The 12,219-nt window shown below is 69.9% G+C and carries 14 protein-coding genes; 6 read left to right on the top strand and 8 right to left on the bottom strand.

Annotated features, from left to right (window positions below):
- Positions 1–95: 95 nt before the first annotated feature.
- On the top strand, positions 96–1,013 hold the full coding sequence (locus JNX00_RS20090) for a LysR family transcriptional regulator (RefSeq protein ID WP_070399329.1): 918 nt from the start codon (positions 96–98) through the stop codon (positions 1,011–1,013).
- A 14-nt stretch (positions 1,014–1,027) separates the two neighbouring features.
- Here the strand turns inward: JNX00_RS20090 and JNX00_RS20085 are convergent, their stop codons facing one another.
- From JNX00_RS20085 to JNX00_RS20065, 5 genes are read right to left on the bottom strand one after another with little or no spacing between them, the layout of a single operon-like run.
- Positions 1,028–2,038, bottom strand: a complete 1,011-nt coding sequence (locus JNX00_RS20085; protein ID WP_070399540.1) for a 2Fe-2S iron-sulfur cluster-binding protein — start codon at positions 2,036–2,038, stop codon at positions 1,028–1,030.
- A gap of 23 nt (positions 2,039–2,061) precedes the next feature.
- Entirely contained in the window at positions 2,062–2,541 is a 480-nt protein-coding gene (locus tag JNX00_RS20080; RefSeq protein ID WP_070399330.1) for a heme-binding protein, read from the bottom strand.
- Positions 2,542–2,573: 32 nt separating this feature from the next.
- Positions 2,574–4,073: an aldehyde dehydrogenase family protein gene (locus JNX00_RS20075; protein WP_204743447.1), complete on the bottom strand. Its 1,500-nt coding sequence runs from the start codon at positions 4,071–4,073 to the stop codon at positions 2,574–2,576.
- Positions 4,070–4,918, bottom strand: coding sequence for an alpha/beta hydrolase (locus JNX00_RS20070; protein ID WP_070399331.1), 849 nt, complete (start codon positions 4,916–4,918; stop codon positions 4,070–4,072). The genes JNX00_RS20075 and JNX00_RS20070 overlap by 4 nt, the downstream gene beginning before the upstream one ends.
- 53 nt (positions 4,919–4,971) lie before the next feature.
- A complete protein-coding gene (locus JNX00_RS20065) occupies positions 4,972–5,703 on the bottom strand; it encodes an iron-containing redox enzyme family protein (protein ID WP_070399332.1) in 732 nt (243 codons plus the stop codon).
- A gap of 190 nt (positions 5,704–5,893) precedes the next feature.
- Between JNX00_RS20065 and JNX00_RS20060 the strand changes: the two genes are divergently transcribed.
- Genes JNX00_RS20060 through JNX00_RS20040 form a run of 5 tightly spaced genes read left to right on the top strand, consistent with a single transcriptional unit; the run spans position 5,894 to position 8,508 of the window.
- Positions 5,894–6,184: a 2Fe-2S iron-sulfur cluster-binding protein gene (locus JNX00_RS20060; RefSeq protein WP_070399333.1), complete on the top strand. Its 291-nt coding sequence runs from the start codon at positions 5,894–5,896 to the stop codon at positions 6,182–6,184.
- A 27-nt stretch (positions 6,185–6,211) separates the two neighbouring features.
- Complete coding sequence (locus JNX00_RS20055; protein WP_070399334.1) at positions 6,212–6,535, top strand: hypothetical protein; 324 nt, start codon at positions 6,212–6,214, stop codon at positions 6,533–6,535.
- A complete protein-coding gene (locus JNX00_RS20050; protein ID WP_070399335.1) occupies positions 6,532–6,813 on the top strand; it encodes a 2Fe-2S iron-sulfur cluster binding domain-containing protein in 282 nt (93 codons plus the stop codon). The genes JNX00_RS20055 and JNX00_RS20050 overlap by 4 nt, the downstream gene beginning before the upstream one ends.
- Positions 6,814–6,818: 5 nt before the next feature.
- Entirely contained in the window at positions 6,819–7,574 is a 756-nt protein-coding gene (locus JNX00_RS20045; RefSeq protein ID WP_070399336.1) for a sulfite exporter TauE/SafE family protein, read from the top strand.
- A gap of 13 nt (positions 7,575–7,587) precedes the next feature.
- Positions 7,588–8,508 (top strand): ornithine cyclodeaminase family protein, encoded by a 921-nt coding sequence (locus JNX00_RS20040; protein WP_204743445.1) that lies wholly within the window; start codon positions 7,588–7,590, stop codon positions 8,506–8,508.
- A 100-nt stretch (positions 8,509–8,608) separates the two neighbouring features.
- Here JNX00_RS20040 and JNX00_RS20035 read toward each other — a convergent pair whose 3' ends face one another.
- From JNX00_RS20035 to JNX00_RS20025, 3 genes are all read right to left on the bottom strand, one after another.
- The gene (locus JNX00_RS20035) at positions 8,609–9,262 is read right to left on the bottom strand and encodes a GntR family transcriptional regulator (protein ID WP_070399338.1); all 654 of its coding nucleotides are present in this window, start codon (positions 9,260–9,262) and stop codon (positions 8,609–8,611) included.
- Between the two features lie 192 nt (positions 9,263–9,454).
- Complete coding sequence (locus JNX00_RS20030; protein ID WP_070399339.1) at positions 9,455–10,486, bottom strand: porin; 1,032 nt, start codon at positions 10,484–10,486, stop codon at positions 9,455–9,457.
- Positions 10,487–10,524: 38 nt separating this feature from the next.
- On the bottom strand, positions 10,525–12,054 hold the full coding sequence (locus JNX00_RS20025) for a hypothetical protein (protein WP_070399340.1): 1,530 nt from the start codon (positions 12,052–12,054) through the stop codon (positions 10,525–10,527).
- Positions 12,055–12,219 lie beyond the last annotated feature (165 nt).

The raw sequence follows: 12,219 nt of genomic DNA, 5'->3' as shown, positions 1-12,219 counted from the left end.
GGGGGGCATCGGTCGGCGGGGGGAAGGCCGCGATTGAAGTCCAGATCCGTTCATTCGTAAATCGATAGTTATTCAAGCATCCATAAAATGACTTCATGAATACGTCCCGCGTCACCGGCCTCACCCTGAAGCAGCTGCGCGCCTTCGTCGCGGTCTACAAGCTGCGGCGCCTGAGCACGGCGGCCGCCCAGCTCTACGTCACGCAGTCGGCCGTGAGCGTGCTGATCCGCCAGATGGAAGAGGTGCTGGGGATGCGCCTGTTCGACCGCACGACGCGTTCGCTGCAGCCCACGCCGGCGGCGCACGACGTGATCGAGACCGCGCAGCGCGTGCTGCGCGACATCGACTCGCTGAGCGCCGGCCTGGACGACCTGTCCTCGCTGCGGCGCGGCCGTGTCACGGTGGCCTGCACGCCGACCCTGGCGGAGGTCCTGCTGCCGCCGGTGATCCGCGCGTTCCGCGAGCGGCACCCGGACATCCAGGTCAACGTGGACGACTGCGCGCCCGACCAGTTCATCGCGCGCCTGATCGGCGAACGCGCCGACTTCGGCATCGGCACGCCCGACCGCGCGGACGACGGCGTGCAGATGCAGCGCCTCATGGGCGACCACCTGAGCGTGGTGCTGCACAAGGACGACCCGATGGCGGCGCGCAAGTCGGTGCGCTGGAAGGACCTGGACGGCGTGCCCGTGGCCACCGTGCGGCCCGGTTTCGGCGTGCGCCCGCTGATCGACCATTCCGCCGCGCAGGCGGGCATCCGGCTCAACGTGGCGCGCGAGGTGTCCCTGCTGTCCACCGCGCTGTGGATGACGTCCTGCGGCATGGGGCCGTCCATCATGCCGGCCGCCTATCTGCGCTACTCGCGCGACCCGGACCTGGTGGCGCGGCCCCTGAGCGGGCCACGCGTCTCGCGCGACATCTACGTGCTGGTCAAGGAAGGCCGCTCGCTGTCACCGGCGGCGCGCCAGCTGGTGCAGGTGCTGCACGCGCGCATGAAGGCGTTCGCAGGCTGAGGGGGCGGCGCCCCTCAGCCCGCCACCAGTTCGCTCTGGAACAGGAAGCTGTCGGAGTAGAAGAAGGCCGGGTCGGCCCCCTGCGCCGCGAGCTCGGCCTTGGCGCTGGCGATCATGGCGGGCGAGCCGCACATATAGAAGGCGCACTCGCCGAGTTCGGCGCCCAGGTCTTCGATCACCGCCTGCTGCACGTGCCCGCGCCGGCCGCTCCAGGCCTCGCCCGCGCGCGAGAGCACGGGCACGTAGCGGAACTCGTAGAGGCCTTCGCCCCAGGCGCGGATCTCGGCGTCGAGGTAGAGGTCGGCCTCGGTGCGCGCGCCCCAGTAGAGGTGCACGGGCGGGCAGTCCTCGTCGCCCTTGAGCGATTCCAGCATGCTCTTGAGCGGGGCCAGGCCGGTGCCGGTGGCCAGCATCACGATGGGGCGGTAGTCCTGCGGGTGCAGTCGGAAGCTGCCCAGGGGCAGCTCCACCTCCAGCGCGTCGCCGGGCTGCAGCTGCGTGAGCTCGCCGTCGGTGAAGCGGCCGCCCGGGATGCGGCGGATGTGGAAGTCCACGCGCGCGCCGGCCGGGCAGGAGGCCATGGAGAAGCTGCGGTGGCTGCCGTCGGGCAGGTGCACGTTCATGTACTGGCCGGGGTGGAAGCGGAAGTCGGGTTCCACCGGCAGTTCCAGGCACAGGCGCGTGACGTCGCCGCACAGGGCCTCGACGCTGTCCACGCGCGCCAGCAGGCGCTGCGGCGGCGGGCCCAGGTCGGGCTCGACGCTCACCACCAGGTCGCCGCAGGCGCGCGCCTGGCAGAGCAGGGCCTGGCCGGCGGCGGCCTCTTCTTCGCTCAGGCCCATGGGCAGCTCGTCTTCGTAGCGCACCTGGCCCTCCACCACGCGCACGCGGCAGGTGCCGCAGGCGCCGTTGCGGCAGTCGTAGGCGAAGGGCACGTCGTGGCGGCGCGCCGCGCTCAGCACGGCCTCGTCGGCGCCGGCGTCGAAGCAATGGCCGGTTTCCAGCCAGGTGATGCGGTGGGCCATGGCGCGCTCCGGCGACGGGACCATCAGTACTTCAGGTCGGCCTTGACGACCACGTCCAGGCCTTGCCCGGCCAGCAGGTCCTTGAGGGCCTGCAGCGCGGCCAGGCCGCAGGCGGTGTCCTGCTCGCCGTTGCCGCCGCTCAGGCCCACGCCGCCCACCACCTCGCCATTGACCACGATGGGGAAGCCGCCGACGAAGACGGCGAACTTGCCGTCGAAGCTCCACTGGATGCCGAAGGCCTCGTTGCCGGGCAGGGCGGGGCCGTTGGGCGGCGTGTTGAACAGGTGGGTGGAGCGCTTGTGGCCGGCGGCCGTGAAGGCCTTGTTCCAGGCGATCTGCGGGCCGGTGACCCGCGCGCCGTCCATGCGCTCCAGCACCAGCGGGAAGCCGCCTTCGTCGGTGATGCAGACGGTCTCGGGCACGCCCAGGGCCTGGGCTTTGTCGAGGGCGGCGGCGGCCATGCGGCGCGCTTCGGGCAGTTGCAGCTTGAGAGCGGATTTCATGTGGGTCTTGTCCTTGTAAGAGCGGGGCGGGTTCAGAGGCCGCGGTAGACGACCTTGGTCTGCGTGAAGAATTCCAGGCCCACGCGGCCGGACTCGCGGAAGGTGGAGGTGCTGGAGTTCTTCATGCCGCCGAAGGGCGCGTTCACCAGGTTGCCGGTGGTGGTGCGGTTGATCTTCACCGTGCCCGACTGAATGTTGTTGGCGAAGTCGTGCATGTAGCGCGGGTTGCGCGTGGCGATGGCGGCCGACAGGCCGTACTCGCTGTCGTTGGCCATGGCCATGGCGCTGGCGAAGCTGTCGGCCTCGAGCACGGCGATCACCGGGCCGAAGATTTCTTCGCGCGCGATGCGCATGGACTGCGTGACCTTGTCGAACACGGCCGGCGTCACGTAGTAGCCCTTGTCGTAGGGCGCGCCGCTGAGGCGCTCGCCGCCGCACAGCAGCCGCGCCTCCTGGCGGCCGATGTCCAGGTAGTGCAGCACGGTCTCGAGCTGCTTGGCCGTGGCCAGCGGGCCCAGGTCCATGCCGGGCTGGTGGCCGGGGCCGATCTTGAGCGTCTTCACGCGCTCGACCAGCTTCTTGGTGAAGGCCTCTTTCACGGCCTTCATCACGATCACGCGGCTGGTGCCGGTGCAGGCCTGGCCGGTGAGCGAGAAGCCGCCTTTGATGGCGAGTTCCACGGCCTGGTCCAGGTCGGCGTCTTCCATCACGATCAGCGGGTTCTTGCCGCCCAGCTCCATCTGCAGCCGCGTGGTCAGGTGCACGGTGCGGTGGATGTGCATGCCGGCCTGCGTGGAGCCGGTGAAGGAGATCGCGCGGATCGATTTCGAGGTGGTGATGATGGGGCCCACGTCGCCGGCGCGGCCGGTGATGTAGTTGATGACGCCCTTGGGGATGCCGGCCTCGACCAGGGCCTCGACCAGGCGCAGGCCGCTCAGCGGCGCGTCCGACGAGGGCTTGAAGACGATGGTGTTGCCGGTGATCAGCGCGGGCGCGATCTTGCGCGCCGGGATGGAGGCCGGGAAGTTCCAGGGCGAGATGACGGAGACCACGCCCAGCGGCTCGCGCTGGCTGTAGACCATCATGTTGGCGTCGTCCTGCGGGTAGGTCTCGCCGCCGAAGGTCTGGCCCTCGATGGCGTAGAAGCGGAAGGTCTGGGCCGCGCGCAGGAATTCGTCCTTGCCGAGCGCGACCGACTTGCCTTCCTCGCGGCTGAGCTCCTCGCCGAAGCGCTGGGCGTTGGCCTCCAGGTAGTCGGCGGCCTTGTTCAGGATCTTGGCGCGCTGGCTCGGCGCGGTCTTGCGCCAGTCCTCGAAGGCGGCGGTGGCGGCGTTGACCGCGTCCTCCGCGTCCAGCGCGGTGGAGGCCTGGAAGCGGCCGATCAGCTCGTCGGTGTGGGCCGGGTTGCTGTTGTCGAAGGTGCGCGCGCTGCGGCACTTGACCCATTGGCCGTCGATGTAGTTCAGGAACTCCTCGACCGGCCGGCCCGGGGCGCTGATTTCGGTGAGGAAGGCTTCGGCTGTCGTGCTCATGGTGCGGGTGTTCCGGTGGAGGAGGAAAGCGGTGTCAGGAAATCGCCCAGGCAGTGCGCGAAGGCCTGCGGGTGCGTCAGCTGGGGGAAATGGCCCGCGCCCGCCAGGGTGCGGCGCGTGGCATGGGGGGTGGCGGCGGCCAGGCGGTCCACGCCGGGGCCGAAGGCCTCGGGGCTGCGGTCGCCCTGCGTGAGCAGCACGGGCAGCGGGCTGTGGGCCAGCAGTTCGGGAGACAGCGCCAGCCGCTCGGGGTCGCGCGACTGGTCGAGCCAGGTGGCGGCGTTGGCCACCCAGGTGGCGCGCATGCGCGCGTCCATGACCTCTTCCCAGGGCTGGCCGGTGAGCGCGACCTGTTCCGCGAAGACCCGCGCGCCGAGCGCGGCCTCGCCGTTGTCGATGAGCGCCGCCGCGCGCGCCATGGCCACCTTGGTGGCTTGCGCCAGCGGCGCGTGCGCGGGCGATTCGCCCAGCACGCCGAACAGCGGCGGCTCGTGCAGGCACAGGCTGCGCAGCCGCTCGGGGTGCCGCGCGGCGTACAGCAGCGCCACGCAGGCGCCGTAGGAATGGCCCACCAGGTGCACGGGGCCCTGGCCGATGGCCTCGATCACGCCGTGCAGGTCGGCCACGTCCTGGCTGATGTGTCCCTGTCCACCGGGTTCGGTGCTGCCGCCATGGCCACGGCGGTCGTAGGCCACGACGCGCCAGCGCGGCGACAGCAGCGCGGCCACGGCGTCCCAGGCGCTGTGGTCGTCCCAGGAGCCGTGCACGAAAACCAGGGTCTCGCCCTGGCCGGCGCTGCCGACCAGGAGCTCGACCTCGTCCAGGGTCAGCCGGTGGTGGTTCATATCGGAAGGAGGGGCCGGGTGGGGCGGGCCGCGCCGCGGCCCGCCGCGGAGGCTCAGGCGGCCTTGGCCAGCACCGGCTTCTGCTGGGCCGGGGCCACGTAGTCGTTGTAGAGCGCGGTGGTGTAGAGCAGGCGCATCTCGGCGCCGATCTCGCAGATGCGCAGGCAGCGCTTCTGCAGCTCGGGCGTGTTGGCGTGCTCCAGCACGATCTGGTAGCCGCGCTCGCCGTGGATCTCGTCGGACACGATGTGCAGGTCGAAGAACTCGACTTCCTCGTCGGTGAAGCCGTACTTCTCGCGCAGCGTGGGCGTCTGCTTGCGGTAAATGGACGGCACCTGCGACTCCAGGCCCACCACCAGGCCGGCCACGGCGACCACGGGGTCTTCGCGCATGGCCACGGCGTAGCACCAGCTTTGCAGGGCGCGCGTGGTGGGGCTCATGTTGTCGGCGTCGACGATGCGCTCGCGCGTGGTGCCGCAGGCCTCGCCGAAGCGGATCAGCAGGTCGGTGTGGCGGTCGCCGCCGATTTCCTCTTCATACATGTTGGCCAGCAGGAAGTCCTTGGCCTCGGTCATGTGGTCGGGCGTGCGCGCGTACAGGTAGCCCAGGTAGTCGGCGAAGGGGCCGACGTAGTGGTAGTGGTTCTCGGCCCAGCGCGCGAGGTGCTCGCGCGAGAGCGTGCCGCCGGCCCAGGCCAGGCTGAAGGGGGACTGGTTGGCGCTCTTGCCCTTGATGGCGTTTTCGAGGGCGGTGCGGAATTCGTCTCGGCTGAGCAGTTGGGACATGGGGCTCTCCTGGTGGGTGATGGGTGGACACCGGCATCGGGGCGGTCTCTCGCGACCGATTGGCGTATACAGTATACATATCGGTCGATTCCAAGGCAAAAACCGACCGAATCAACGGGCAAATGAGCGCCGTCGTTAAAAGTATACTGTATACTTTCTCCGAATCCAAGACCAGTCCAGCCCTGCCGATATGCCCATCGTCACCTTCCACAAGAACGGCCAGACCTACCGCGACGAGGTGGCGCCCAAGAGCAACCTGGTGGTGCGCGCGGGCATCAAGGCCTATCCCTACCCGCACCTGCAGTACCAGTGCGGCATGGGCAAGTGCGCCACCTGCGCCACCCGCGTGCTGTCCGGTGCCGAGCACCTGCCGCCGCCCAACTGGAAAGAGAAGAAGCAGCTCGGCGAGCGCCTGGACCAGGGCTGGCGCCTGACCTGCCAGCTCTGGATCGAGCACGACATCGAACTCCAGCAGGACTGACCCCCCGCGCCCGCGAAGGACCGCCCCATGACCACCTACGTGATCCTGACCAGCAAGCCCGGCCAGTTCCGCACCGAGCCGAGCGACGGCCTGGTGCCGGTCGAGGCCTGGGACTACCACTGCGACGGCCGCGTGCGCGCCCGCTTCCTCGTGGCCGAGCTGCCCGCGCCCACGCGCGTGCGGGTGATCGATGAAAGCGGCCAGGACACCGTCAACTCGGTGCCTTCCAAGTTCCTTGAATCCTTTGCGGACCTCGAATCGGCCCGCCGGGAGCTGCGCAATCTGTGCAGTTACGGCAGCACCCAGGCCGAGCTGCGCCCCCGCGATCCCGCCGCCTTCAACACGCCATGACCGTCAACATCACCTTCATCAGCAACGACAACAAGCTCGTCAGCGCGCCGGACAACAGCAACCTGCTGCGCGTCTCACTGCGCGAGAAGGGCGGCATTCCCTTCAAGTGCGGCGGCGGCCTGTGCGGCACCTGCAAGTGCCGCATCGAGCAGGGCCTGGACAACACCGACGAAGTGAAGGCCAAGGAGCGCAAGCACCTCAGCGACGAGGACCTGGCCGCGGGCTTCCGCATGGCCTGCCAGACGTTCGTGAAGGGCGACATCGCCGTGTCCTGGTGAGCGCCATGGACTGGCTGTCCACCGACCTCGTGCAGGGCGTCAGCGGCCTGCACTACCTCGCGGCCGGCGTGCTGGTGCTGGTCGGTGCCTGCCTGCAGGGCGTCAGCGGCCTGGGCTTCGCCATGTTCGCCGCGCCCCTGGCCGCGATGTGGTTCCCCGAGCTGGTGCCGGGCCCGCTGCTGGTGCTGAGCTGCCCGCTCGCGTTGATGGGCGGCCTGCGCGACCGCGCGGACATCCAGTGGAACCTGGCCAGCGTGGCCGTGGCCGGCCGCCTCGGCGGCACCGTGCTGGCCGCGGCCTGCCTGGTGCTGCTGCCGGTGAAGACGCTGTCGCTGATGTTTGCGCTGCTCATCCTCACCGGCGTGAGCCTGAGCCTGACCGGCTGGCGGGTGATGCCCTCGCGGCGCAACATGGCCGTGGCCGGCGTGGCCTCGGGGATGATGGGCACCATCACCTCGGCCGGCGCGCCGCCGTTCGCCATCGCCATGCAGAACATGGGTGCGGCCCAGCTGCGTGGCACCTTCGGCGCCATCTTCTTCATCGGCTCGGCGGTGTCGATCACGGTGCTCACCGTGGTGGGCCGCATGGGCGCCCACGAATACCTGCTGAGCGCTCTGCTGATGCCGTGGATGTTCGCCGGCTTCTTCGCTTCCAACCCGATCAAGCGCTTCGTGCCCGCGCCGCTGGTGCGCAAGATGCTGCTCGCCATGGCGGCGATCGGCGCCATCGTCGTCCTGCTGCGCACGCTGTCCGCGGCCTGAACCCTTCACCACCATGCAACACATCACCGACGCCGTCGTCGACGCCACCATCAGCCCCGAGGACGCGCAGGCCGTGCTGGACGATGCCTTTGCGCGCTTCGGCCGCGGCGAGGCCGCGATGCAGGCGCGCGTGCGCACCGAGGCGGGCGGCGTCAAGCTCTCCACCCTGGGCGCGGTGGTGCCGGGCCAGGGCGTGGTCGGCGCCAAGGTCTACACCACCATCCAGGGGCAGTTCACCTTCGTCATCCTGCTGTTCGCCGCCGACGACGGCCGCGCGCTGGCCTCGTTCGACGCCGGCGCCATCACGCGCCTGCGCACCGCCGCCTGCTCGGTGATCGCGGCGCGCCACCTGGCGCGCGCCGACGCGCGGGTGATGGCCCTGTACGGCGCCGGCGTGCAAGGCCGCATGCACGCGGTGCAGATGGCGCGCGCCTTCTCCCTGGGGGAGATCCGCGTGAGCGACCCCTACGCGCCGCCCACGCTGGCCGGGGAGCTGCAGGCCGCCTGCGGCGTACCGGTGCGCCTGTGCGCGCCGGAGGCCGCGGTGGAGGGCGCCGACATCGTGGTCACCGCCTCGCGGTCCACCACACCGCTGTTTCGAGGCGAGCAGCTGGCACCGGGCAGCTTCGTCGCCGCCATCGGCTCCAGCCTGCCGCACACGCGCGAGCTCGACGACGCGGCCCTGCGCCGGGCCGCGACCATCGCCGTGGAGTGGAAGCCGCAGACCCTGCAGGAAGCGGGCGACCTGGTGCTGGCCACGCCCGGCGCGCTGGACCCCGCGCGCATCGTCGAGTTGGGCGAGCTGGTTGCGGGCCTCAAACCCGGCCGGCAGGACGCGCAGGCGGTGACGCTCTACAAGTCGGTGGGCGTGGGCCTGGAAGACGTGGCGCTGGCCGGTTTGGTGTGGCAGCGCCTTCAAGGCGCGGCGAACTGAGACAGCCCCAAGGCCAGAGATACCGCGGAAGCGGCTTTGCCGGGCCGCTGGTGTCACCCCCTTGAGGGGGTCGCGCGCAGCGCGGCGGGGGTGTTCCTGTTCAGGGTTCCATCTGCGCCGCGTTGTACACGTGGCGCATGGCGAGCAGCGAGGCGAGTTCCGCGTCGCCCTTGATCACCGCGCGCAGGATCGCGGCGTGCTCGTCCCAGTTCTGTTGGCCGCGCGTGCGGTTGAGCGGGGCGAAGATCAGCGCGGTGCGGTCGCGCAGCGAGCGCATCAGCTCCTGCAGCACCGAATTGGCGGCGATGCTGCCCAAGGCGTCGTGGAAGCGCTGGTTCATCTCCAGCAGCGCGGCCTGGTCGTCGCTGGTGGCCATGCGCGTGCCCTCGGCCAGGATGCTTTCCATCGCGGCGATCTGCTTCTCGTCGTGCCGCTGCGCGGCGAGCTTGGCGTTGAGGCCTTCGAGCGTGGCGCGCACCTCGACCAGTTCGCGCACCTGCTCGGGCGAGAAGGCGGTGACCGAGGCGCCGCGGCGCGGCTCGATGGTGACCAGGCCTTCGGCGGCCAGTTGGCGCAGGGCCTCGCGCACGGGCATGCGCGAGACGCCGAGTTCGTCGGACAGGCGGCTCTCCACCAGGCGCTCGCCCGGCGAGATGGCGCCACCCATGATGCGTTCGCGCAGGGCCTCGACCACCAGCGTGGTCAGGGGCGAATGGCTCGCCCCCAGCGAGGCTTCCTTGCGTGGCAGGTTCATGGTGTGGGCGTGGCTCTGTGTTCGGCGGGGCGTCGGGCGGGGCCGGGGCTGGGTCCGAAGCCGGCCGATTCTATTCGAGCGCCCAAAAAAGACCGCGGCCCGAAGCCGCGGCGAATGCCCTGACGTGAAGGGCTCCAAAGGAAAACTCGACGGATGAACAGCGGGGGGAACACGGCCCCCCGCGCGTCTGCGTCAGAACAGGTGGTACATGCCCACGCCCAGCACGCTGCCGTCCTGGTCGGCGGCGCCCGGCGTCTTGATGGTGTTGGCGCGGTAGCCGCCGTACAGCGTGGTGCGCTTGCTCAGGCTGTAGAAGGCCGCCACGCTCCAGCCCGTGCGCTTGACGTCCGGCGCGCCGGGCGCCACCGTGGTGACCAGCTTGCCCGTGTAGTTGGGGTCGCCCACGAAGCCCGTGACCGAGCCCTTGGACTGCGCGATACCGCCCGACAGCAGCCAGCCACCGGCCAGGGGCACGTCGGCGGCGATGGTCCATTCCTTGGTGTCGTCCGCGCCGTAGGCCACGCGGCCGTAGCTGGCCAGCAGCTTGGCGGGGCCGAAGTCGTACGAGCCGTTGACGCGCGTGAACTTGATCGCCGTGGAATTGCTCGTGGCCTTCTCGTTCTGGAAAGCGACGCCGGCGAACACCGGGCCGCCCGCGTACTTGACGTGCACGCTGGTGATCGAGCCGGCGCCATCGGCGGCGGTCTTGTTCTCGCCGGTGCCGTAGCTCACCACGCCGCTGAAGCCGCCGAAGTTGGGCGAGGCGTAGTAGACGCCGTTGTTCGGCGCGTCCTTGTACGAGGTGCTCAGCCACGCGCCCTGGTTGGGCGCGAGCACCGAGTTCTTGGCCGCCAGCGCCGTGCCGCTGATGTCGTCGAACGCGCTCCAGGCCTTGCCGAAGCGCAGGTCACCGAAGCCGCCCGAGATGCCGACCCAGGACTGGCGCGTGAACGACAGGGCGGGGGCGCCGCCGCTGTCCATCGCGAAACCCGACTCGAGCTGGAAGTTGGCCTTGTAGCCGCCGCCCAGGTCTTCGCTGCCCTTGAAGCCGAAGCGGCTTTCATAGACGCCGCTGCTGTCGAGCTTGCTCATGCGCAGGCCGGTGGCGGGGTTCTTCTGGCTCGACAGGTACATGTCGGCCAGGCCGTACAGGGTGACGCTGGATTGCGCCATGGCCGCGCCGGTGGCCAGCGTGGCGGAGATCAGCAGGATGCTTTTTTTCATGGGAATACCGCAGGTTTGGGGGTGGTGGGGGAGGGGATTCAGAACAGCACGACGGCCAGCACGGTGGACGCCGCCAGGCCGATGAGCACCGGCAGTGCGAGCACGCGCACCAGGTCGGTGACCGGGACCCGCGCGAAGCCGGCCACGGCGATCAGCGAGGACCAGGCGATCAGCGTGCCGCCGCCGGTCCAGATCGCGCCCATCTGGCCGATCGCGGCGAGCGTGGTGGCGTCGATGTTGGAGACCGGGCCCAGGGCGCCGGCCAGCGCGCCGGTCAGCGGCAGGCCGGAGAAGCCCGAGCCGTCGATGCCGGTGACCATGCCCACGATCAGCAGGCCGAAGGCCACGAACAGCGGGTTGTGCGGGATCCAGTCCTGCGCGCTGCGCACCAGGTCGAACAGCAGGCTGGGGGTTTGTGATGCGTCGCCACCGAAGATGGCGGCCGCGGTTTCACTGGCGCCCAGGAAGAAGAAACCGGCGATCGGCAGCACCGAGCCCATGGCGCGGAAGGCGAACACGAAGCCCTCGGTGATGTGGTCGGCGCTGGCTTCCAGCATCTGACGCGCGCCCTTCATGGCCAGCGTGGCGAAGATCATCAGCAGCGCGGCGGCGCCGCCCACCAGCGACGCGCCCGCGCCGCCCTTGAAGTCGCCCAGCGGCACGCCCAGCTTGGGCAGCACCATCAGCACGATCACCGTCAGGAACACCAGCGGCGTGACGATGGCGAACAGCTTGGACCACTTGAATTCTTCGGCCGGCACGCTCTGCAGCTCGCGCTTGAGGTCCTGGCTGGTCACCGGCTGGTGCTCGCGGCTGGTGCCCTGGGCGATCTCGGCCTTGTGGGTCGTGCCTTCGTGCTCGTGCGCCAGTTCGCCCTTGACGGCCAGTTCCTGCCAGCGCTCCAGGTGCAGTGGGCTGGCGGGCTGGAATTTGCGGCGGTGGAAGATGAAGATCAGCACCAGCGCGACCACGCCGGTGATGATGGACAGCGCCAGCGCGCGGTCGGCGATCACCGCCGCCGCCGCGCCCGCGGCCTTGGCACTGATGCCGGGGGCCACGCCGATCACGTAGTCGGACGACAGCGCCATGCCCTGGCCGGCCACGGCGATGGCGGCCGCGCCCACGATGGGCGGCAGGCCGGCCGCGATGGCGGCGGGCAGCAGCACCGCGCACACCAGCGGCACGGCGGGCGTGGGCCAGAAGAACAGCGAGATGAAGTAGGTGATGGCCGCCAGCAGCAGGTACGACACCGGCCCGTTCTTCATCAGCAGGCGGAAGGGCCGCACCATCAGGATGTCGGACTTCAAGGCCTTGAGGGCGTTGAGCAGCGACGTCATCAGCGCGATCACCAGGAAGATGTTGAACAGCTCCTTGGCGGCCACCAGGCTGGCGCTGTAGACGCTGCCCACGCCAGCGAGGGGGTTGCCCGTCCAGGCCAGGCCGACGAGAAAGGTGGCGGCGATCGAGGGCACGAGCACGTTCGCGCGGAACACCATCGTCACGATGATGCTGATCACGCCGAGCAGGTACATCCAGTGCGCCGCTGTCAGGGTTACGTTGGAATCCATGGGTTTGTCCGTGGGTGTGGTGCCTGCAGGGTCAGGCGGTGGTTGGTGGGCTGCGACCGGTGCGGGCGGCACCGTGGGGTGGTTGGCCGGCGGCCTTCCCTCTTGTTTCTGCCGGCGGGGTTCTGTGCTTGGCTGTCCTGTGTTCAGGCGCAGGTGCTTCGGTGG

The sequence above is a fragment of the Hydrogenophaga sp. YM1 genome (genome assembly GCF_016903055.1).
Classification (GTDB): Bacteria; Pseudomonadota; Gammaproteobacteria; order Burkholderiales; family Burkholderiaceae_C; genus Hydrogenophaga; species Hydrogenophaga borbori.
Note: the sequence above shows the minus strand (reverse complement) of the source record. Positions and strands in the feature narration are given on the sequence as shown.